The organism is Nocardia sp. bgisy134, from assembly GCF_965341865.1.
Lineage (GTDB): Bacteria > Actinomycetota > Actinomycetes > Mycobacteriales > Mycobacteriaceae > Nocardia.
This window is the reverse complement of the sequence record NZ_CBDQZP010000018.1, coordinates 92,169-111,937: the sequence shown is the minus strand read 5'-3', so window position 1 is coordinate 111,937 and position 19,769 is coordinate 92,169. Positions and strand designations below refer to the sequence as shown.

The following is a 19,769-nucleotide window of genomic DNA, read 5'->3' as shown; positions in this document are numbered from 1 at the left end:
GCGCCCTCGAGCGTTCGACTGCCGTCAGCGCAGCCGACCAGGGCGCCGCCGCTGCCGCCGGCATCACGCTCGGCGACCCTTGGCAATTCGACTGCCGGTGGCCGATTGCGACGATCAGCACCCGATGGCGCACCACGCGCTGCGGATCGCCGGGCACCCGAACCCGGCAGGCTTCAGGTGAGCGCGAGTACCCGGCACGGCCCGCCGGTCCCGCCGAGATGCTTGGGCGCACCGATCACCACGGTCGCCCCCGCAGCAGGCGCCGCACCGAGATTCGCCAGCATCTCCACCCCGTAGCGACCGGCGCCGAGGATCGCCGTGTGCGCGCCGTGATCGAGGCTGAGCGCGTGGTCCAGGCTCAGCGTGTCCACCCCGACGCCGACGACTCCGCACCGCTGCACCAGATACGAGGCGGCATCGGGAGAGATGCCCGGCGCGTGCGGCACGCCCTCGGAGTCGAGATTGAGGAAGGCCGCGGTGTCGTGGATGTGGCGCTCCCATCCGGAATGCACGGCGACGAAGGCGCGTTCGGGGATGCGGCCGTGTTCGGTCTGCCAGTTCTCGATGTCGTCGATGGTGAGCGCCGCGTCGGGGTCGCGTTCGGCTCGCGCGCTGATGTCGATGACCACCAGTGGCGCAACGAGATCCGCGACGGCGAGCGCGTCGGTGGTGGCGCCGCCGGGCACGCGATGCGCGGGCGCGTCGAGGTGCGTGCCGGAGTGTTCCCAGAAGGCGAGTGCGTTCTGGCCGAATCCGCCGAGGGCGTGCCAGGCGACCGGGACCGTCGTGAACGGCGGGGTGCCCGGCCAGGTCGGCAGCAGTGGGCTGAGGGTGTGCGTGAGGTCGATGACGCCGCGTGCCGCCGGGACGGCGCGCGCAGGCGGCGCGGCGGAGGCGAGAGCGGCGAGGCCCGCGGCGGCGAAGAGCGCGCGGCGGCTGGGGCGGGCGGCGTTCTCGTGGGCGAGCCGGACGATTCGGGGCGCGCACATGTCAGCGATTCCGGTACTGCGGCACGGTGGGTCCTCATGGTCGGCGCGGGCGAGTCCGGGCGCGGCGCGCTGCGGCAGTGCTCCGCGAGCCCGACGACCCCGAGCGAAGATAACCGGTGCCGGTCGCCGCGATCTCGACACCTGGCGAATATCACTGTGGCTGGGCAGAATCGCGGGAGTGATCGCCGACCGCCGTTCCCGCGCCGTCGCGTCGCTGCGCGGGCTCACCGTCGGCGACGCGTTCGGCGGCTGCTTCTTCGTCCCCGACAACCTGCCCGCACTGCGGGCGCGTGCGCTGCCGCCCGACCCGTGGTGGTGGACCGACGACACCGAGATGGCGTGCTCGGTCGTGGCCGTCCTGCACCGCCACGGGCGCGTCGACCAGGACGCGCTCGCCGCGTCCTTCGCCGAGCACCACGACTTCGACCGCGGCTACGGTCCGAGCGCCAATCGGATGCTCCGGCTCATCCGGCAGGAGGGCGGGGACTGGCGCGAGCTGGCGACGGAGGCGTTCGGCGGCAAGGGTTCCTGGGGCAACGGCGCGGCCATGCGGGTGGCTCCGCTCGGCGCCTACTTCGCGGAGGATCTGGACCGGGTGATCGACGAGTCCGCCGCGTCCGCCGAGATCACCCATGCCCATCCCGAGGGTGTCGCGGGCGCGATCGCGGTGGCGCTCGGCGCGGCGCTCACGACGTTGCGCGGCGCCGAACTGCTCGACGCGATCGTCGCGCGCACCCCGGCGGGCGCGGTGCGCGACGGAATCACCGCGGCGCGTGGCCTGCTCGACGCCGATCCCGACGCCGCGGCCCGAGCGCTCGGCAACGGACGCGAGGTCTCGGCGCCCGACACCGTGCCGTTCTGCCTGTGGATCGCCGCTCGGTTCGACGACTTCGCCGAGGCGTGCTGGGCCACCGCGAGCGCGGGCGGCGACGTGGACACCACGTGCGCCATCGTCGGCGGCATTCTCGGTGCGCGCGACGCCGCGATCCCGGACGAATGGCTGCGGCGGTGCGAAGAACTGCCCGGCTGGGCGGATATCACGCTGAGCGGGACCGTGCCGCGGCGGGACAGTAGTTACTGACCGGCAATCCATCGGGCGGGGGTGATCACGCGCCACCCGTCGAACACCGGCGCGTAGGTCGGTATAGTCGCCGCGGATGAGTAGTTCCGCCGCCTGTGATGTGCCGATGTCGTCGACCCGCCGGTTCGGGCGTGTGGTCTGGCTTGTGCCTGCGCTGCTCGTCGCGTTCACGACACTGTGTCTGACGGAGCCGCTCTGGCCGTTCAAGGAGATTACCGGCGGTTTCATCGATCTGCAGGTCTATCGCCTCGGCGTCGAGACGCTGCGCCACGGCGGCGACATGTACGGGCAACTTCCGCAGACCACCATCGGCATCGGACTGCCCTTCATCTATCCGCCGTTCGCCGCCCTGGTGCTCGCGCCGTTCGCACTGCTGCCGTGGGACGTCGCGGCGTTCGCCTTCTTCGTCACCTCGGTGGCTGCGCTGACCCTGACGCTGTACCTGGTCGCCAGGCGGGTCTGGCCGGGCGAGAACGCGCGCCGGGTCGCGCTGTTCGCCACCGCGTGCGCGGCTCCGCTCGCCATGCTGCTGGAACCGACCAGATCGACGCTGGATTTCGGGCAGGTCAACCTGCTGCTGATGGCGCTGGTCGCGGCCGACTGCCTGACCGAGAAGCCGAAGTGGCGGCGCGGCATGCTGATCGGTATCGCCGCGGCGATCAAGCTGACGCCCGCCGCGTTCGTCCTGTTCTTCCTGGTTCGCCGCGATTACAAGTCGGCGATCACCGCCGCGGCCACCGGCGCCGCCGCGACCGCGCTCAGCTTCCTCGCGCTGCCGAGCACCTCGGTGAAGTATTGGTTCGGCGGGCTCGGCAACGTGGACGGCTTGAGCGGTTCGGCCTTCCACACCAACCAGTCGATCCAGGCGGTGCTCGCCCGGCTGCGCGTGCCCGAACCCGCGTTCACGATCGTCTGGCTGCTGGTCGGCGCGGCCCTGCTTGCGCTGGTCGTGCTCGCGATGCGGCGGGCGTCCGACGCGCCCGCGCTCGCGCTGTCCATCAACGCGGTCTTCACCCTGCTCGTCTCGCCGATTTCGTGGTCGCACCACTGGGTCTGGATCGCGCCTGCGCTGTTCGCCATGTTCGGCTACGCGATCCGGCTGCCGTTGCGGCGGGCGCTCGGCTGGTACGCGGTGGCCGCGGGCACCGGCGCGGTGTTCGTCTACGGGCCGCAGAACTGGCTACCGAACGGTGAACAGCGCGAGTCGTTGTGGACGCCGTGGCAGCACGTGATCGGCAATACCTACGTCTGGCTCAGCGTGCTGCTGGTGCTTTTGTTCCTGGCGACGTCTCGGCGTCCGGCGGCCGCCGCCGATCCGGAGCCCGTCCGTGCGGAAGCGCCGCAGCCGGTTTCGTGAGCGGTCGGCACCGTTCGATCCCGAGGCGCCCGCCCGATCTCCCACTGCTCGACGGGACCGGAAGGATGCCGATCACCGGTGCGGTGGTGGGGCGAACGAAGTTTGGCGCTGCCTACCGCCCGGTGTAGAGGAACCGGGCGGGGCAGCCGCGATTGATTCAACGGTGCGTTCCTGAGCCCAGAGCACCCGGTTCTCTGTGATTCCGCTGAGAATCGGCTGCTCAGGCCAGTGCGGCCGGCCAATCGTGCGTCCAGGACAGCGCCGATGCCGCTATCAGCGGATTCCCGCGACGGCGTCGGCTTCTTCCGGCCAGTGCTGCGCCCACGGCCTGGCCTGCTCGAGCTGGGCCGCGACGCGCAGGATTCCGAGTTCGTCGTCGGGTCGTCCGATCAGCTGGACGCTGAGCGGCAGTCCGGAGTCCGACCAGCCCGCGGGGATCGCGGCCGCCGGATTGCCGCACACGTTCCACAGCGCGGTGTAGGCGGTCATCGGCATGCTGCGCAGGATCGCGTGCACCGCGCCCGTGCCGTCGAGCCTGCCGATCGGCGGCGGCAGGTGCGGCAGGGTCGGGGTGAGCACCAGGTCGTAGCGCTCGAAGACGCGGTTGACCCGCGCCGCGATCCGTTCGCCGTAGCGCTCGGCCCACCGCCGGAGCGGTTCCGGCGCGAGCAGGCGCGCGGCGGCCGAGAGCGTCCTGGTGCGCTGCTCGAGCAGGTCCGGGCGATCGACGCGCTCGGCTTCCTCCCTGATGCCGCCGAGGAACTGCGGGAAGAACGCGGGGGTGGCCTCGGGGTGGTCGACCTCGAACTCCTCGACCTCGTGGCCGAGTTCGGTCAGGGTGTCGGCCATCGAGCGCAGCGCCGCCGCGCACTCGGGCGCCAATCGGGTCAGCGGCACGGCGGGGCGCGACGACACCGCGATCCGCAGCGGCCGCACCGGCTCGAGCGACGTGAACGGGGTCGTCGGCGCGGGCGCGTGCCAGCGGTCCGCGGCGCAGCTGCCGCTGATGACGTCGTAGAGCAGCGCGCTGTCAGCGACCGAACGGGTCAGTACGCCGAGAGTGCCGAGCGCCCGCCACAGATCGCCGTGCGGCACGGTGCTGACCCGGCCCCGCTGCGGTTTCAGGCCGAACAATCCGCAGCAGGCCGCCGGGATCCGGATCGAACCGCCGCCGTCGCCGCCGGTGGCCGCCGCGACGATGCCCGCCGCGACCGCCGCCGCCGATCCGCCGCTGGAGCCGCCCGTGCTGCGCGTGACGTCCCAGGGATTGCGCGTGTAGCCGTGTGCCGCGGACTCGGTGAACGGCCAGGTGCCGAATTCCGGCATCGCGGTCTTGCCCACGATGATCGCGCCCGCCGCGCGCAGCCGCCGCACGATCTCCGAATCGGCCTCTGCCGGAGTGGTCGTCGCCGCGCCGCCGTAAGTGGTGCGGACGCCCGCGACGTCGACCTCGTCCTTGATCGCGATCGGCACGCCGTGCAGCGGGCCGAGCGGACGCCCTGCCGCTCGCGTCTCGTCGTGGGCTCGGGCCTGCGCCAGCGCCTCGTCGGCGAGCACCGAGGTGAAGGCGTTGAGCCGCGGTTGCAGGCGATCGATGCGCGCGAGGGTCTGTTCGGTGAGCTCGACCGCCGAGATCAGGCCGGTGCGGACGGCTTCGGCCTGGCCGAGCACGCCGGTGTACCGGGGTCGGTCGCCGGGCTGCTCGTTCATCGGACTCCCTCTCGTGGCGCGAACGCGTTCACGTGGACGCGCGTTCAGTTGTCCGAATTACATGCCGCACGGTGGGACGTGTCAAGGGCGGTGCCGGACGGCGCGGGTGATACTGGCCCGCGTGAACATGATCGCCGTGCTGCGCCGTCTGCTCGCGATGGCTGCTGTCGTCTGCTCCGTCGCGGCGCCGCTGGCGCTGACGCCGCCCGCGCAGGCCGGGCCGCTGACGGACTGCGGATGGAGCAGGCGGATCGGGGCCGACACGCTGAACGTCGCGTTGCCCGACACTTTCGCCAACTACTGGATGGCCGCCCTGCCCGCGCTGCCCGCCGATGGCCTGACGCTGCGCGGCCGTTATCCGCACGGCCGGTACATCTCGTTCACCAGCTACCAGGGTTCGCGGACCATGGACGGCCTGGACGATCTGCGCATCGAACCGGATCCGGGCAGCGCCAATCCGTTTCGGCCCGGCGCGGACCGAACCGCGACCGAACGGTCCTTCACCGTGCGGGTGCTGCCCGGCCCCCGTCCCGCACAGCCGGCTCCGAACACCCTCTACGCGGATTCCGGTCTGGCACTGATCATCTACCGGGTCTACCGCACCGACGAGGGTCTCGATCCGCTCGGCGGGGAACCGCCGCCGGAGCTCACCGTGCACCGAGCCGACGGGCCGCACGCGCTCCCTGCCTGCACGGCGGATCAGGGTGCGCCCGATCCGTCCGCCGCGCACCTGCCCGGCGGGCCCCGGCTGCCCGCGAGCGTGCCAGGCCCCGATCACCGCGCCTGGTCCAAGACGAGTGGCAACGGCGTGTTCGCGAATCCGGACAACACCTATCTCGCCTCGCGCGTCGCGCCGCGAGCTGGACAGGTCGCGGTCGTCGGCGCCCAGCTGCCGAGCACCCCCGCGACTTACGGCGGCCAGGCGACCATGGCTCCGGCGCAGCTGCGCTACTGGTCCCTGTGCGCGAACGAGCTTGCCAGCACCCGTGTTTCGGCCTGCGTAGTCGACGACGAGACGCCCGTCGACGAGCGGGGCTGGTTCACCGTCGTGGTCTCCGACCCGGCCGACCGACCCGCGAACGCCACCCGCGACTGCGGCGTCGCCTGGCTGCCGACCGCCGGATTCGACACCACGCTGCTGATGCGGAACATGTTGCCCGACAAGGATTTCGCGCACTCCATTCAGCGCGCGCCGGAAGACGACCCTGCTGCGGGGATGGGGCCCTACTACCCGCGCACCGACCTCATGACGACCGCGGAGTTCGAGGCGACCGGCTGCGCACGCTGAGACGTCGGCCGCGCGCCAGGTCCGGGCTCGCCGCCGGTCATGGAGAAACGAGCGGGCGGTAGCTGCCGGATCGTCCGAAATGCCCCGGCGCAGAGCCGTATTCGTCGCACGTGGCAGAGCGCGCGCGGCTGTTCGACAGTGTGGCCTCGCCCCGGACAATGCGAGCGTCGGCACCGGCGCGGCCGTCGACTCGGCAGAGCCGTTCGGTGCTCACGACGACCGGACCCGCTGGCCGAGGCGATGGGCGAGCTGCTTGACCATTTCGGCGGCGAGTACCGCTTGGCCGTTGGCGGCGAAGTGAATTCGGTCGGCGCTGAGCAGATCGGCGCGGTCGTTGACCGGGTGGTCCCACATGTCGACGAGCACGGCCCGATACTCGGCAGCCAGCATGCGGGTGATCGCGTTGACCGTGCGAACCCGTTCGGTCCAGTCGTCGAACTCGGGAATTCGGTACGCGCGGCCCAGCGTGAAGGTCGTCAGCTGGGCGCCCGTCGCGGCCGCGCGGCGGTACAGCTCGCGCAGGTCCTTCTCGATCCGCGCGTAGTCCGGGGCGCGGCGCACGATGTCGTTGGCGCCGCTCGGTAGGTGCAACAGGTCGGGGGCGAAGTCGGTGAGGCGATCCAGCTGGTCCAGTGCGTGTTCGGTCGTCGCCCCGCCGACCGCGACGTTGCGGTAGGTCAGGTCGGGCGCCACCCGTCGCAGGGCATCGGCCACGCGATCGGCCCATGGCTGGCTGGCGTAGCCGGGGCGCGGGTCGCCGGTGCCCGCCGAAAGGCTGTCGCCGACCACGCCGAAGCGCCGCCACGGCGCGTCGAACAACAGTGCCGCGGCCTCCAGCGCGGGCACGCAGTGCGGGTCTGTCTCTTCGGACGTGAAATGCTGCGCGATACTCACGATTCAAACATACGTCCGGTCGTATGTTTGAATCAAGGTGCGCTGGCCGGAATTCTCGATTCCAGACCGTTTCGATTCGTGAAATACACTGCACCGCAATGTTTCCGGCCGGAACGGGGTACGATCCTCTTCGGCGTTCTCGAACCGTCGCTGACATTCGAAGAGGGGTACGGCTGTGAGCATGATTCTCGCTACGGCACATGACATGTACGGCACAGTTCTGGCCCAGGTCGGCAATCCGACCCCGGAGGCCCCGCCCATCTCGGACAAGATCCTCCAAATGGTTCGCTACCTCACCTGGTTCGTGCTGCTCTCCGGAATCGCGGCCATCACCTACGCGGGCGGCCGGTTCGCCTGGGAGAAGTGGACCGGCGGCGGCCTCCAGTCGCCGAAGATGGTGGCCGGAGCCATGCTCGGCGGCGCCGTCGCCACCAGCGCGGGCACCATCATGAACGCGGTCGTCGGCTGAGTCCGCGCCCGGCGTGCTTCAGACGGCGCGCCACTTGATGGAGCAGCCCATACTCGGACGCTGCGGTTCCGGTACCGTTTCGCCCGCGAGCACCGCCGCGAGCGCGGCGCGCAGTTCGCGGCCGGTGACGGGTTTGCCGTTGCCCGGAGTGGATTCGTCGAACGCGCCGCGGTACGCCAAGGCGAGACGGGCGTCGTAGAGAAAGAAGTCCGGGGTGCAGGCCGCGCCGAACACGCGCCCCACCGACTGCGACTCGTCGATGAGGTACGGGAAGGACCATCGCGCCCGTTTCGCTTGTGCGCGAAGCCCTTCCGGCCTGTCGTCCGGGTACGCGTCGGCGTCGTTGGTGCAGATCGCCACCGCGGGCACGTTCGAAGCGTCGATCACCGCGCCGAGCTGGTCCTCGATGTGCCGCACATACGGGCAGTGATTGCACGCGAAGACGACCAGCAGTCCCGGACCGTTCGCGAAATCGGACCGCCGGTGGATCCGGCCGTCCAGATCGGGCAGGGCGAACTCCGGGGCGGGCGTGCCAAGCGGGACCATCAGGGATTCGAGAGCCATATCTGCCTCCGTCCGGTTCACTTCGAGGGTAACGGGCGACGAGGGCCTGTGGACCCTGTCGGAGAGAGTTCGTGGACAGGTTCCGCGCGGCCGGAGCGACAGCCGGAGGTGCGCCTACTTCGTGAGATCGCCCGGATCGGTGTTCGCACCGCACAGCACGACGCACACCCGCTCGCCGGGCGCGGGACGGTAGCCGCCACCGGTCAGCGCGGCCATGGCGGTCGCGGCGGCGTGTTCGACCGCCAACCGGTGCTCCGCCCAGAGCGCACGGCGGGTGGCGACGATCTCCTCGTCCGGGACGAGCACCGACACCGAGTCCGCCGCGTGCGCCGCGGCGAGGGCCAGCTCGCTGACGCGGCGCGCGCCCAGAGCGTCGGCGGCCACCGAGTCGACCGCGACGTCGACGGGTGCGCCCGCCGCGAGCGCGGCGTGCAGCGCCCGACAGTTCCGCGGTTCCGCGGCCACCACGCGGACGCCGTAATGTGCTGCGGCGGTTGCGATTCCGGCGAACAAGCCGCCGCCGCCGACCGCGACGACGACGGTGTCGAGGCGGGGCAGTTGCCGATGGATTTCGGTCAACAGGGTGCCCGCGCCCGCGGCGATCAGTGGGTGGTCGTAGGCGTGCGAGAGCAGCGCGCCGCTGGACTCGGCGAAGGCGTGGCAGGCCGCGAGCGCGTCGGCGTACTGCTCGCCGACCAGCCGGACGTCGGCGCCGTAGCCGCGCAGCTTGTCGATCTTCACCGGTGGCGCGGTGGCGGGCACGAACACCGTGGCGGGCACGTTCTGATTACGCGCCGCCCAGGCGCAGGCCATGCCCGCATTGCCGCCGGAGGCTATGGTGACGCCCCGGTCGGGCAGACTGCCCGCCTCGCGGTGCGCCTGGAGGAAATTCTGCGCGCCCCGCGCTTTGAAGGTCCCGGTGTGCTGGAGAAATTCGAGGGCCAGCCAGAGCCGGGCCGAGCCCTTGTCGGGCGGGTCGGCGGGGGCGATCGTGACGGGTCGCACGCGCCCCGAGATGCGCTCGGCGGCGGCCTTGATGTCTGCGTAACTCAGGTCCATCCGGCTCCGCTCGGCTCCCTCGCACGTCCTTCGGGGGCGGTCGAGTGCGCGCGCCGCCGAACGCGATCATAGCCAGCCGCGCTCGCGGCGGTGTCCGACTCGAATTCCGGCCGCCTGACATTCGATTTGCCAACCAGTTGCGCAAATACGGCGCGGATTACCGGGTAGGCGCAGGAGGAGCTGTCATGCTCTTGTTCGTTCGCTGATCCGGCCCGCTGCCTCGCGCACGGGATGACGAGAGGTCGATCTGTGAAATCGAGTTGGATGGCGGCGCTCGCGCTGTCGGCTGTCGCGGTCTCGGGCTGTTCCGCTGACACGTCGGCCGATACCGCTGCTACCTCGTCCGCCGCTCCGGCGAATTCGGCGGGTGCGACAACGACCGCCGCGTCGAAGGACGCCGATCCCGCGGGCGGTTTTCGCATTCCGCTCGGCGAGGAGCGAAAAGTTCCTATTCCCGCCGCCGCGATCATGGAAATCACGGTTCCCGCCGAATGGGGCGCGGCCGTCAACACTGTGCGCTGCACGGTAGCCGACAGCAACGGAAGGAACGAGGATCTGCGTTCCTCGGAGCCGAAGAAACAAGAGCACATCGCGGGCAGGAAGTGGGTCACGCTGTGGTCCTTCTCCTCGCCGCCCGCCACCGAGGTCACGGTCGGCTGCCAGGACGTGGGCAACCTGGTCGCCGACGCGCAGCTGCGCTACATCCGCGTCGTCCCGCGCGGGCTGAAGCCGAGCTGAGCCACCGCCGCGGCGTGGGCCGCGGCGGCAGCGCTCGCGCTACTTGCCGTGGGCGCGCAGCTGGTAGAGGCCCTTGGTCACCGCGACGGTGTTGCCTTCGGCGTCGGTGACGACGGCCTCCAGCGTGAAGTCCGACTTGCCGCGCTCGGCCGCCTCCGCCTCGATCCGCGCGATCTCCTCCTCCGGCAGCGTGGCCTCCGCGCGCAGCTGGGATTTCGCCATGCCGACGAACTTGATCTCGAAGCCCTTGACCAGCGGGTAGTAGGCGGAATTGTCGAAGGTCGCCACGGCGATGGCGCCGCCGAGCACCTCGGCGACGGTGAACTGCACGCCGGCGTAGATCACCCCGAAGTGATTGCCGTTGCCCTCCAGCGGCACCGTGGTCGCGGCGAATCCGCGGCGCACCTCGACCGCCTGGACGCCCATCTTGGCGGCCGCGGGGATGGTGAACTCCAGGGCGCCGTTGATGATGTCGACGAACGGAGGGGCGTCGTCGGTGCTGTTGTCGGTCATGGGGACCGAGTCCTTTCGCGCGTGCGGTCCGGCGCACCATCGTCCGCGCGGCGTCCGCGCCCTGTGCCCGCGGACCTCGTCGTCCTTGATTCACCGGTCCCGTCCTCGGCGAGGGCGGGTGCCCTCAGATTAGGAAACGGGAGCTGCGCTGCGCAATCGGCGGGGGCGATGGCGAGCGAGATTCTGCGGCAATCGTTGTCGGTGTGCCTGAGTAGCCTCGGAACCGTGGGTGACGACCTGATCGACTATCGCGAGCGCCCCTCACGATTGAGCGGTGCCGTGGTGTGGACGCGGACCATGACGCGCGTCGAAGAACCGCTGCCGGTCCTGCCGGACGGCTGCATGGACCTGCTGTGGCGGGACGGCACGCTGCTGGTCGCTGGCCCGGACACCACCGCGCATCCCGCGGGCGCTCCGACGGCGACGCAATACACGGGCGTGCGGTTCTTTCCTGGTACCGCCCCCGCGCTGCTCGGCGTGCCCGCACACGAATTGCGGGACCGGCGAGTCGAATTGGCGGACCTGTGGCCCGCGGCGACCGTGCGCGAGCTGGCGGGCCGAGTCGAAGACGCGCCCGACCGGGCAGCCGCGCTGGAGGCCATCGCGCTGGGCCGGGCTGCCGAGGCCGGACCGCCCGACCCGCTGCTGCGCCAGATCGTCGCGGCACTGCACGCGGGCCGGTCGGTGGCCGCGACGGCCGACGCCGCGGGACTCGGCGCCCGGCTGCTGCATCGCCGATCGCTGGCCGCCTTCGGTTACGGACCCAAAATGCTCGCCCGCATCCTGCGCCTACAGCGGGCGTTGGCCTCGGCCCATGCGGGCACATCGCCCGCCGACACCGCGATCGCCACGGGTTACGCGGATCAAGCGCATCTCGCGCGCGATATGCGGGAGCTGGCGGGAATGCCGCTCGGCGAATGGTTGGCCCGCCGCGGGCGAGACCGGCCGAGCGGCGCGTAGTCCGACGCACCCGGTCGAGGCATCAGCTCAGCGGCGCGTAGAGGTCGATGCCGTTGCCGTCGGGATCGTTGATCACGGCGTAGCGCTGGCCCCATGGCGCGTCCCACGGCTTCAGCTCGCCCCGGTAGCCCGCCGAGGTCAGATCGGCGTAGATCGCATCGACCTCGGCGGCGTCGGCGCAGCGGAAGGCGAGACCGATACGGCCCGCGCTGCTCGGCGGCTCCCATTCGTCGTGGAAGGAGCGAACGACGTCCTCGGTGTCGAGTGCGAGCCGCATCCCGCCGGCGAGCTGGGTTTCGACGTGCGGCTGGGCGTCCGCGTCGGCCGGGAATTCCAGGCCGAGACGGCGGTAGAAGGCCAGCGAGGCGGCCATGTTCGAGGTGACGATGCCGAGGAAATCCAGTTGCGGAGTCATATCGGCAGCGTAAGGACGGTGCGCCGGTCCGGTCTTGAACGAATCGGACGTCGTCAGTGGGTCGGCGCAGGCACCAGTTCGGCGATGAGGTTCTCCACCAGGATGCGGATCCGGTCGCGGATGGTGCGGACCACCTCGATGGTCTGATCGGTCGGGTCGGGCAGCACCCAGTCGCGATAGCTGATGCCGGGGAAGAACGGGCAGGCGTCGCCGCAGCCCATGGTGATCACCACATCGGAGACGCCGACGGCCTCGTCGGTCAGCTTGCGCGGCGTCTTGTCCGAGATATCGATGCCGACCTCCGCCATGGCCGCCACCGCTACCGGATTCAGGGTCGCCGCGGGTGCGCTGCCCGCGGACCGTGCCTCGATGCGGTCACCGGCGAGAGCGGTGAGAAACCCGGCGGCCATCTGGGATCTGCCCGCGTTGTGCACGCAGACGAACAGCACACTGGGCTTGTGGGCCATCGGGCCGCCTTTCGGGTGGTGCGATGCTAGGTGGTGGCCGGACCGGTCCGACGGTGCGGTGTGGTTCCGGTGCGTACCGTCCGGAAGGATTGGGCCGAAACGCTGTCGTAGCGTAAGGGATACGGGCGGTCGGGCGCCGAGGATGGGGGACCTCTCGCGGCCGTACCCGCCCGCTCGATCCGCGGCGCCGTGACGTTTGCGCTGCTAGAGGCATCGAGACGCGAAAGTCGTTGCTGTGACGAAGGTCTACACTCGGGCAGAAAAGACCAGTCGGTCGCAAAATTCGTGCGCGGCAGCCAGCGGGGACGAGAACTCTTGCCGCGCTTGACGACTGGCCCGCCGTTGGGGTGCGGGAACGCGAAACCGCTGCGACATCCGAGGATGTCGCGGCGGCGGGTCGTGGTGCGGGGTCAGATCGGGCGCAGGTCGATCACCTTGCGCAGCCGCGCCCGGTCGCGTTCGAGCCGCCGCGCCTCATAAGCGATGGGGAAGTAGCGCACCCGTTCGGGAAGGAGCGGAACGCCGCGCGCGATGAACCAGCCCAGCGCTCGCAGCTTGCGCTCGTCCGCGGCGGTCCAGGTGAGACCGAGCTTGCGCCGCGCGGCCTCCGGCGTGGTGCCCACGGTGACGAAGTACTGCATCCGTCCGATCGGCGCGACCGCCGCGCGCCAGAGCGGCGTCAGGACTCGCGGCAGCTGCTTCGGCGGCGCGACCGAGCGGATCACCCGCAGGTAGTCGTGCGCGGTGCTCGTCTCGCGCAGGTGGTTCTCGACCATGTCGTCGAAGAACTTCTCGAAGGCGGCGTAGTTCTCCGGAATCTCCTTGGGCGCCACCGAGAAGTTGCGCATCAGCTGCAACGTCTCCTGGTAGTACGCCTCCTTCTCGGCGTAGGTGAGCGGGCGGCGGGCGAAGTACTCGGCGCTCTCGGTGAAGGCGAAGGTTCCGGTGTGCAGCACCCAGGCCCACGGCCCGGACGCGAGCGCCTTGTGTCGCATGCCCGCGGCGTCGGTGGTGTTCAGCGAGGCGTGCATCGAGCGAAGCCGGTCGGCCTCGGCGAGCGCCTCCTCGCCGCCGTAGACCCACATCATCACCGAGGAGAGGCTGCGCACGGCGCGGCCCATGGGGTCGGTGCGGAAGCTGGAGTGCTCGTCGACGACGGCGGAGATGGTCGGCTCCATGGTCTGCAGGAGGAAGGCGGAGCCCGCGGTCAGCGAGAACGTGATCAGGCCGGTCTCGTCCCACATCCGGGTGCCGGGCGCGAAGGGACGGCGCGGGGGCAGTTCCCGCGCGGTGGTCTCGAGTGCGGCGGACGCGGTCATTGTGCGATCTCCTTTGATCGACCCAACTTAGAACGATGAGATGATTATCATACCAATCTCTCATTCTCTTGTCGTGTGCAAGATCCGCCGGTGGCCCGTTCTGTGGCGCGCGACCTACGCTGGCTGCCATGGCGACGGAGCGGACGGAGTGGGTATGACAGGGCAGTGGCGCGAGCGCGCAGGCCGGATCGGCGTGCTCACCGGTGCGGGCATCTCCACCGACTCGGGCATCCCCGATTTCCGCGGGCCGCGCGGGGTGTGGACGAAAGACCCCATCGCCGAACTGCTCTCGACCTACGACAACTACCTGGCCGACCCTGGCCTGCGGGAACGCGCGTGGCTGGCGCGCCGCGACAACCCGGCCTGGCAGGCGACGCCGAACACCGCGCACGAGGCGCTCGTCGAGCTGGCGCGGGCGGGTCGCGCGGTCACGATCATCACCCAGAACATCGACCGGCTGCACCAGCGCGCAGGCTCGCCGCCGGAGCGGGTCATCGAGATTCACGGCAACATGTTCGAGGTCGTCTGCGTGGAATGCGATTTCGAGACCAGCATGGCCGCCACCCTGGAGCGGGTAGCCGCGGGCGAACCCGATCCGCCCTGCCCCGCGTGCGGCGGCATCCTCAAGGCCGCGACGATCATGTTCGGCCAGCAGATGGATCAGCGCACTCTCGCCAAGGCCGCGATCACCGCCGAGACCAGCGACATCTTCCTCGCCATCGGTACCTCGCTGCAGGTCGAACCGGCTGCTTCGATGTGCGCCGTCGCCGTCCGCGCGGGCGCCGACCTCGTCATCGTCAACGCCGAACCGACCCCCTACGACGACATCGCCACCGAAGTGATCCGCGAACCCATCGGCGCCGCCGTCCCCCGCCTCGTCGCCGAAATCCTCGACGCCTGACCACCTTCGGCGTTCCGAAGTGAGCGGCCGGGGTGGCGGCGGCCGTCAGCCGACCGACCCCTGCGGTCCGATCAGCCGATCGGGCCGAGGACGCGGTCCAGGTACGGATTGGCGAAGCGGGCCTTGGGGTCGAAGCGGCGGCGGACTTCGGTGAAGCGGTCCCAGTCCGGGTAGCGCTCGCGCAGGGTGTCGGCGGTCTGGAAGTGGCGCTTGCCCCAGTGCGGGCGGCCCTGGTAGCGGTCGAAGACCTCTTCGCAGGCGCGGAAGTACGGCTCCCACTCCATGCCGCGATACTGGTGCACGGCGATGTAGCAGGTGTCGCGGCCGCTCGCGGGGGAGAGGAAGGCGTCGTCGGGCGCGACCCAGCGCACCTCGATCGGCATGGGCGTCTGGAAGCGCGCCGACACCTCTTTGATCTCCCTGATCGCCGCGACCGAATGTTCCCGCGGGATGGCGTATTCCATCTCGGTGAAGCGAAACAGTCTGGGGGAGGCGAACACCCGGTAGGACCGGTCTACCTGGCGGCGGTAGCTGCCCGCGTAGGCGGCGCCGCGGTGGATCCACGGGATGACCGCGGGCTGACGCTTGGCGACGCGGCACAGCGCGTCGAAGGTGTAGTTGGACATGAGGATGTCGGCGAGCCAGTCCAGCATCTTGCCGCGCGGCTGTTCCGGCAGGTCGACGCGGTTGTTGCGCTTGGTCATCGCCAGCGGGCTGTGCGCGAACATGTAGAACTCGAAGTGCTCGTTGCCGTCGACGTAGGAATCCAGGTCGGCGAGCACCTCGTCCACCGGCACCGGCCGTTCCACGCCTTCGAGCACGAACGAGGGCACCAGTTGCAGGGTGACCGCCGTGACCACGCCGAGCGCGCCCACGCTGACCCGCACCGCCCGCCAGCCGTCAGGGTCGTTCTCGGCGTCGAGTTCGACCCGGCTGCCGTCGGCGAGCGTCAGCTCGACCGAATGCAGCGCGGCGGAGATGTTCTGTAGCGTCGCGCCCGTGCCGTGCGTGCCGGTCGCGGTGGCGCCCGCGATGGTCTGCACGTCGATGTCGCCGAGGTTGGGGAAGGCCAGCCCGGCGGCGTGCAGCGCCGCGCTGGCCGCGTTGAGGGTGATGCCCGCCTCGACCCGTGCTCGCCCGGTCGCGGCGTCGAGTTCGAGGACGCGGTTCATCCGCGACAGGTCGAGCAGCGTGCCGTCGGTGAGAACAGTGTCGGTGAAGGAGTGCCCGGCGCCCGCGACCCGGACGTTCTGCCCGCGGTCCGCCGCGCCGGCGAGCAGTTCGGCGAGTTCCTCGTGGTTGCGCGGGGAGGCGAGGGTCGCCGGTGTGCAGTCTTGATCCCCGGCCCAGTTCACCCACGAGTTGGTCATGCGTCCAATTTAAGGCATGCGTGTGACGCGCGCTACCCGCGCTCGGTTTTCGATTACCGGCGGCGTCCCAGGCAGGTGTGCGCTTTGGCCGTTTCGACTTCATCGTCGTTCAGCGGCGCGACCAGCAGCGGCATGCGCGGGATGGAGTCGGCGCGCACGCCGTTCAGCATGATGGCCGCATAACGCTGCCAGACATCGGGATTGACGGGCTTGGCGAACTCGGCCAGCGCGTCGACCATGTGGATCAGCGCGAAGAAATCACTCGGTTCGATATCGGGCTGCAGCGTCCCCGCGTCGCGGGCGCGGTCGATGACGGCCGCGACGGTCGGCTTGATGCGATCGCGCAGCGCGGCGAACCGTCCGGGGTCCTCCTCGAGCTCGAGCATGACCTCGCTGAAGCCGCGGTTGTTCGCCAGGTGCCTGCAGGCGTACTCGAAGAACTGGACGACCCCCAGCCATGGGTCGGGGTGCTGCGCGGCCTCCTCGGCTGCCACGGCGAACTCGCCGATATGCTGCTCGAAGACCTCGGCGATGAGCTCCTTCTTGTTGGCGAACCGCCGGTACACGGTCCCTACGCCGACGCCCGCTTTCTCCGCGACGTCGTCGAGGGTGATCTCGAGTCCGTGCTCGGCGAACAACTCGCGCGCCGCGGCGACGATGCGCTGCTGATTGCGCGCGGCGTCGGCACGCAGGCGCCGAGGTGGGGCGGGGGCCGTGGCGTGATTCACATCCCCATGTTAGCAACGATCGGGATTAAGCGGAGGCATTGTCTCCGTTAACGTGATAGCTTCTACCGGTAAGCGGAGGTGATATCTCCGCATCGATACCCGAGTCTCGAGGGGACCTATGACTACCGTGATCGATCGTGGGGCGCCTGCCCCCGAGAAATCCCAGCGCCGCGGCTCACACGCGCTGCGCTGGTGGGTGCTCGCCGTGCTCGGCGTGGCACAGCTGATGGTGGTGCTCGACGCCACCGTGGTGAACATCGCACTTCCCGCCGCCCAGCAGGACCTCGGCTTCAGTGACGCCGACCGCCAGTGGGTGATCACCGGCTACGCGCTGGCGTTCGGCAGCCTGCTGCTGCTCGGCGGACGCCTGAGCGACCTGTTCGGCCGCCGCAACACCTTCATCATCGGCCTGGTCGGCTTCGCCGTCGCCTCGGCCATCGGTGGCGCCGCGCCCAACTTCGAGGTGCTCGTCGCGGCTCGCGTCGGCCAGGGCGTGTTCGGCGCGCTGCTCGCGCCCGCCGCTCTGTCGCTGCTGACCGTCACTTTCACCGAACCGTCCGAGCGGGCCAAGGCCTTCGGCATCTTCGGCGCGGTCGCCGGTACCGGCGGCGCGATCGGCCTGCTGCTCGGCGGCGCGCTCACCGAGTGGGCCAACTGGCGCTGGGTGATGTTCGTCAATCTGGCCTTCGCGGCCGTCGCGCTGGTCGGCGCGGTGCTGCTGCTCGCCAAGCACGTCAGCGCCGAGCGACCCAAGCTCGACATCCCCGGGACCGTCGTGGTGACCGCGGCGTTGTTCGGCATCGTCTACGGCTTCGCGCACGCGGAGACCGACGGCTGGACCAACGGCGCCACCCTGGCCTTCCTGATCGGCGGCGCGGCGCTGCTCGCGGTGTTCGTCTGGCTGGAGTCCCGGGTCGCGCACCCGCTGCTGCCGCTGCGAATCCTGTTGGACCGCACCCGCGCCGGCTCCTACATGACCGTGTTCGTGATGGGCATCGGCATGTTCGCGATCTTCCTGTTCCTGACCTACTACATGCAGCTGAGCCTGGGCTACTCGCCGATCAAGACCGGCGTGGCGTTCCTGCCGATGGTGGCCGCAATGATCGTCTCCTCGACCACCACGCCCTCGGTGCTGCTGCCGAAGTTCGGTCCGAAGATCGTGGTGTCCGCCGGGTTCCTGATCGCCGCCGCGGGCATGGCCTGGCTGACCCGGATCGGCCTGGACACCGGCTACGGCACGCACATCCTGCCCGCCCTGGTCCTGATGGGTCTCGGCCTCGGTGGCGCCATGGCGACCGCCTTCCAGGGCGCGACCTCGGGCGTGCACCACGAGGACGCGGGCGTGGCCTCGGCCATGATCAACACCAGCCAGCAGGTCGGCGGCTCCATCGGCACCGCGCTGTTGAGCACCATCGCCGCCTCGGCCGCCACGGACTACCTGTCCACCGCGCAGCCCGGCCCGCTGGCCGTCGCCCAGGCCCAGATCGAGAGCTACACCACCAGCTTCTGGTGGGCCACCGCGATCTTCGTCCTCGGCGCCCTGCTCTCGGCGGTGCTGATGCCGAACACCCAGCCCGCGCCCGCGGAGGGTGAGCCGGTGCTCGCGCACTGACCCGAAGGCAACTCGAAAACCACGAAGGCAATTCGAAAAACACAGCGCCCGCGCCGGTTTCGACCGGACGCGGGCGCTGTGCTGTGCGGCGACCTCTCAACAATTGCTCGGAGCCGGGACGCCGGCGAATCGATCGGACAGGTAGCCGAAGGCCCGCGGCGCGCCCTGCGTGCCCGCCGCGTTGTGGTCGGCGCCGGGGATGATGTCGAGCTGCACCGGTGTGCCCGCCCGGCAGTAGCGAGCGGTGACCGTGCGGACGAGGCCGGGATCGACGTCGTCGGCCTCGCCGTGCCATTGGTACACCGGGGCGCGTGGGACGCCGGGGAAGGTCTCCAGGCTGTTCTCCTCCAGGACCTGGACGGTGGACGAGTCGGCCTCCAGCGGTCCGTTCAACACGTCGGAGAAACTACGGTTCGCGCCCGCGCTGATGATCTCGTCGGTGCAGGCGTTGGCGATCTGATCGCGCAGCGTCCGCCCGGCTGGATTGAGCCTGGGCGACATGTCCATCCGGCCCGGGTATTCGCGTTCGAGGCCCATCGCGGCCGCGAAGCCGAGCCCGAACAGCGGGTTGGGGTTCGCGCCGAGATCGCGGGCCAGCGTGCCGATGTTCACCGGAACCCCGCCCATGGCCACGCCGGCGATCGGCAGTTCGGGTGCGTACTCGGGAGCGAGCGCGGCCGCGAATCCGGTGGCCGTGCCGCCGCCCGAGTACCCGGCCAGGCCCACCGGGCTGCCGGCGAGGCCCGCGGGGGCGAAACGCTTTGCCGCGCGGAGGCCGTCGAGGGTGATGTGGCCGCCCAGCTGTGCCGCGCCGTACGCGCCGGTCGGCCCGAGGTGATCGGGCACCGCCACGGCCCAGCCCCTGGCGAGCAGCAGATTCAACGCGGGAGCCTCCTGCATGCCGCCGTCGAAGAGGCTGTGCGAGGGCGCGCACTGCATGCCGAGCGAGTTGACGAACGGCTGGTACGACACCAGCGGACGGTCGAGCCCGCCGCCCGGCGGCACCAGCACCGTGGTCATCGCCGCGATCGGTTCGTTCGCGGAGTCGATGGAGCGGAACAGCAGCTGCCACACCGTGGAACCGGGAAAGATCGCCGCGGGAACGACCCTGCTGCGCAGCACATCTCCGAGCTGGAACGCGGCCAGATCGGACGGCGCGGCGTAGAAGCCGTCGGCGTCGGGGATCGGATAGATCGGCAGCGCCGCCGCGGGCGCGGTATGCCCGAGGCAGGTCGCCGCGACCGCGAGCGCCGCGAGGGCGACGCGTCGCATCGGACGTGAACGCCTGCCGCTCGAAGTTTGCTGCCGCACGGTGCGGCGCGCTGCCGCCGCCGT

At 70.4% G+C, this 19,769-nt stretch carries 20 protein-coding genes; 8 read left to right on the top strand and 12 right to left on the bottom strand.

Going from position 1 to position 19,769, the window contains the following annotated elements; genetic code table 11:
• Positions 1–173 precede the first annotated feature (173 nt).
• A complete protein-coding gene (locus ACRWNM_RS27865) occupies positions 174–989 on the bottom strand; it encodes a cyclase family protein (protein WP_431971069.1) in 816 nt (271 codons plus the stop codon).
• 178 nt (positions 990–1,167) lie between these two features.
• Here ACRWNM_RS27865 and ACRWNM_RS27860 point away from each other — a divergent pair, with 178 nt between their 5' ends.
• Both ACRWNM_RS27860 and ACRWNM_RS27855 read left to right on the top strand, forming a co-directional pair.
• Positions 1,168–2,070, top strand: coding sequence for an ADP-ribosylglycohydrolase family protein (locus ACRWNM_RS27860; protein WP_431971068.1), 903 nt, complete (start codon positions 1,168–1,170; stop codon positions 2,068–2,070).
• A 76-nt stretch (positions 2,071–2,146) separates the two neighbouring features.
• The gene (locus ACRWNM_RS27855) at positions 2,147–3,427 is read left to right on the top strand and encodes a glycosyltransferase 87 family protein (protein ID WP_431971067.1); all 1,281 of its coding nucleotides are present in this window, start codon (positions 2,147–2,149) and stop codon (positions 3,425–3,427) included.
• A 273-nt stretch (positions 3,428–3,700) separates the two neighbouring features.
• On the opposite strand, the gene ACRWNM_RS27850 is transcribed toward ACRWNM_RS27855, so the two are convergent.
• Entirely contained in the window at positions 3,701–5,137 is a 1,437-nt protein-coding gene (locus ACRWNM_RS27850; RefSeq protein ID WP_431971066.1) for an amidase, read from the bottom strand.
• A 121-nt stretch (positions 5,138–5,258) separates the two neighbouring features.
• Between ACRWNM_RS27850 and ACRWNM_RS27845 the strand changes: the two genes are divergently transcribed.
• The gene (locus tag ACRWNM_RS27845) at positions 5,259–6,425 is read left to right on the top strand and encodes a hypothetical protein (RefSeq protein ID WP_431971065.1); all 1,167 of its coding nucleotides are present in this window, start codon (positions 5,259–5,261) and stop codon (positions 6,423–6,425) included.
• Positions 6,426–6,635: 210 nt separating this feature from the next.
• Here the strand turns inward: ACRWNM_RS27845 and ACRWNM_RS27840 are convergent, their stop codons facing one another.
• Positions 6,636–7,319 carry an SGNH/GDSL hydrolase family protein gene (locus ACRWNM_RS27840; RefSeq protein WP_431971064.1) on the bottom strand — a complete coding sequence of 228 codons (684 nt, stop codon included), beginning with the start codon at positions 7,317–7,319 and terminating at the stop codon, positions 6,636–6,638.
• A gap of 181 nt (positions 7,320–7,500) precedes the next feature.
• Here ACRWNM_RS27840 and ACRWNM_RS27835 point away from each other — a divergent pair, with 181 nt between their 5' ends.
• Positions 7,501–7,788: a hypothetical protein gene (locus tag ACRWNM_RS27835; protein ID WP_157108003.1), complete on the top strand. Its 288-nt coding sequence runs from the start codon at positions 7,501–7,503 to the stop codon at positions 7,786–7,788.
• A gap of 18 nt (positions 7,789–7,806) precedes the next feature.
• Here the strand turns inward: ACRWNM_RS27835 and ACRWNM_RS27830 are convergent, their stop codons facing one another.
• Complete coding sequence (locus ACRWNM_RS27830; protein ID WP_431971063.1) at positions 7,807–8,352, bottom strand: thioredoxin family protein; 546 nt, start codon at positions 8,350–8,352, stop codon at positions 7,807–7,809.
• Positions 8,353–8,466: 114 nt separating this feature from the next.
• Positions 8,467–9,411, bottom strand: coding sequence for a threonine/serine dehydratase (locus ACRWNM_RS27825; RefSeq protein WP_431971062.1), 945 nt, complete (start codon positions 9,409–9,411; stop codon positions 8,467–8,469).
• 249 nt (positions 9,412–9,660) lie between these two features.
• Between ACRWNM_RS27825 and ACRWNM_RS27820 the strand changes: the two genes are divergently transcribed.
• Positions 9,661–10,149, top strand: a complete 489-nt coding sequence (locus tag ACRWNM_RS27820) for a hypothetical protein (RefSeq protein WP_431971061.1) — start codon at positions 9,661–9,663, stop codon at positions 10,147–10,149.
• Between the two features lie 39 nt (positions 10,150–10,188).
• Here the strand turns inward: ACRWNM_RS27820 and ACRWNM_RS27815 are convergent, their stop codons facing one another.
• Positions 10,189–10,662, bottom strand: a complete 474-nt coding sequence (locus tag ACRWNM_RS27815) for a YiiD C-terminal domain-containing protein (protein WP_431971060.1) — start codon at positions 10,660–10,662, stop codon at positions 10,189–10,191.
• Between the two features lie 225 nt (positions 10,663–10,887).
• On the opposite strand from ACRWNM_RS27815, the gene ACRWNM_RS27810 reads away from it, so the two are divergent.
• Positions 10,888–11,622 (top strand): DUF6597 domain-containing transcriptional factor, encoded by a 735-nt coding sequence (locus tag ACRWNM_RS27810; protein ID WP_431971059.1) that lies wholly within the window; start codon positions 10,888–10,890, stop codon positions 11,620–11,622.
• Between the two features lie 22 nt (positions 11,623–11,644).
• Here the strand turns inward: ACRWNM_RS27810 and ACRWNM_RS27805 are convergent, their stop codons facing one another.
• The 3 genes from ACRWNM_RS27805 to ACRWNM_RS27795 all read right to left on the bottom strand — a co-directional run bounded on the left by ACRWNM_RS27805 (position 11,645) and on the right by ACRWNM_RS27795 (position 13,823).
• The gene (locus ACRWNM_RS27805; protein ID WP_431971058.1) at positions 11,645–12,037 is read right to left on the bottom strand and encodes a VOC family protein; all 393 of its coding nucleotides are present in this window, start codon (positions 12,035–12,037) and stop codon (positions 11,645–11,647) included.
• A gap of 53 nt (positions 12,038–12,090) precedes the next feature.
• Positions 12,091–12,504, bottom strand: coding sequence for an arsenate reductase ArsC (locus ACRWNM_RS27800; protein WP_431971057.1), 414 nt, complete (start codon positions 12,502–12,504; stop codon positions 12,091–12,093).
• Positions 12,505–12,914: 410 nt separating this feature from the next.
• A complete protein-coding gene (locus ACRWNM_RS27795) occupies positions 12,915–13,823 on the bottom strand; it encodes an oxygenase MpaB family protein (RefSeq protein WP_431971056.1) in 909 nt (302 codons plus the stop codon).
• Positions 13,824–13,977: 154 nt separating this feature from the next.
• On the opposite strand from ACRWNM_RS27795, the gene ACRWNM_RS27790 reads away from it, so the two are divergent.
• Positions 13,978–14,724: an SIR2 family NAD-dependent protein deacylase gene (locus ACRWNM_RS27790; RefSeq protein ID WP_431971055.1), complete on the top strand. Its 747-nt coding sequence runs from the start codon at positions 13,978–13,980 to the stop codon at positions 14,722–14,724.
• A 71-nt stretch (positions 14,725–14,795) separates the two neighbouring features.
• Here ACRWNM_RS27790 and ACRWNM_RS27785 read toward each other — a convergent pair whose 3' ends face one another.
• Positions 14,796–16,094 (bottom strand): D-arabinono-1,4-lactone oxidase, encoded by a 1,299-nt coding sequence (locus tag ACRWNM_RS27785; protein ID WP_431971054.1) that lies wholly within the window; start codon positions 16,092–16,094, stop codon positions 14,796–14,798.
• 53 nt (positions 16,095–16,147) lie between these two features.
• Positions 16,148–16,822, bottom strand: a complete 675-nt coding sequence (locus tag ACRWNM_RS27780; protein WP_431971053.1) for a TetR/AcrR family transcriptional regulator — start codon at positions 16,820–16,822, stop codon at positions 16,148–16,150.
• 118 nt (positions 16,823–16,940) lie between these two features.
• On the opposite strand from ACRWNM_RS27780, the gene ACRWNM_RS27775 reads away from it, so the two are divergent.
• Positions 16,941–18,434: an MFS transporter gene (locus ACRWNM_RS27775; RefSeq protein WP_431971052.1), complete on the top strand. Its 1,494-nt coding sequence runs from the start codon at positions 16,941–16,943 to the stop codon at positions 18,432–18,434.
• Positions 18,435–18,530: 96 nt separating this feature from the next.
• Here ACRWNM_RS27775 and ACRWNM_RS27770 read toward each other — a convergent pair whose 3' ends face one another.
• Positions 18,531–19,706, bottom strand: a complete 1,176-nt coding sequence (locus ACRWNM_RS27770) for a lipase family protein (RefSeq protein ID WP_431971051.1) — start codon at positions 19,704–19,706, stop codon at positions 18,531–18,533.
• Positions 19,707–19,769 lie beyond the last annotated feature (63 nt).

Excerpts from the sequence above, each read along its gene's own strand:
- ACRWNM_RS27855 (WP_431971067.1), top strand. The coding sequence starts at position 2,147 with ATGAGTAGTTCCGCCGCCTGTGATGTGCCGATGTCGTCGACCCGCCGG.
- ACRWNM_RS27785 (WP_431971054.1), bottom strand. The coding sequence starts at position 16,094 with ATGACCAACTCGTGGGTGAACTGGGCCGGGGATCAAGACTGCACACCG.
- ACRWNM_RS27800 (WP_431971057.1), bottom strand. The coding sequence starts at position 12,504 with ATGGCCCACAAGCCCAGTGTGCTGTTCGTCTGCGTGCACAACGCGGGC.
- ACRWNM_RS27805 (WP_431971058.1), bottom strand. The coding sequence starts at position 12,037 with ATGACTCCGCAACTGGATTTCCTCGGCATCGTCACCTCGAACATGGCC.
- ACRWNM_RS27795 (WP_431971056.1), bottom strand. The coding sequence starts at position 13,823 with ATGACCGCGTCCGCCGCACTCGAGACCACCGCGCGGGAACTGCCCCCG.
- ACRWNM_RS27865 (WP_431971069.1), bottom strand. The coding sequence starts at position 989 with ATGTGCGCGCCCCGAATCGTCCGGCTCGCCCACGAGAACGCCGCCCGC.
- ACRWNM_RS27815 (WP_431971060.1), bottom strand. The coding sequence starts at position 10,662 with ATGACCGACAACAGCACCGACGACGCCCCTCCGTTCGTCGACATCATC.
- ACRWNM_RS27830 (WP_431971063.1), bottom strand. The coding sequence starts at position 8,352 with ATGGCTCTCGAATCCCTGATGGTCCCGCTTGGCACGCCCGCCCCGGAG.
- ACRWNM_RS27825 (WP_431971062.1), bottom strand. The coding sequence starts at position 9,411 with ATGGACCTGAGTTACGCAGACATCAAGGCCGCCGCCGAGCGCATCTCG.
- ACRWNM_RS27770 (WP_431971051.1), bottom strand. The coding sequence starts at position 19,706 with ATGCGACGCGTCGCCCTCGCGGCGCTCGCGGTCGCGGCGACCTGCCTC.
- ACRWNM_RS27790 (WP_431971055.1), top strand. The coding sequence starts at position 13,978 with ATGACAGGGCAGTGGCGCGAGCGCGCAGGCCGGATCGGCGTGCTCACC.
- ACRWNM_RS27850 (WP_431971066.1), bottom strand. The coding sequence starts at position 5,137 with ATGAACGAGCAGCCCGGCGACCGACCCCGGTACACCGGCGTGCTCGGC.
- ACRWNM_RS27835 (WP_157108003.1), top strand. The coding sequence starts at position 7,501 with ATGATTCTCGCTACGGCACATGACATGTACGGCACAGTTCTGGCCCAG.
- ACRWNM_RS27775 (WP_431971052.1), top strand. The coding sequence starts at position 16,941 with ATGACTACCGTGATCGATCGTGGGGCGCCTGCCCCCGAGAAATCCCAG.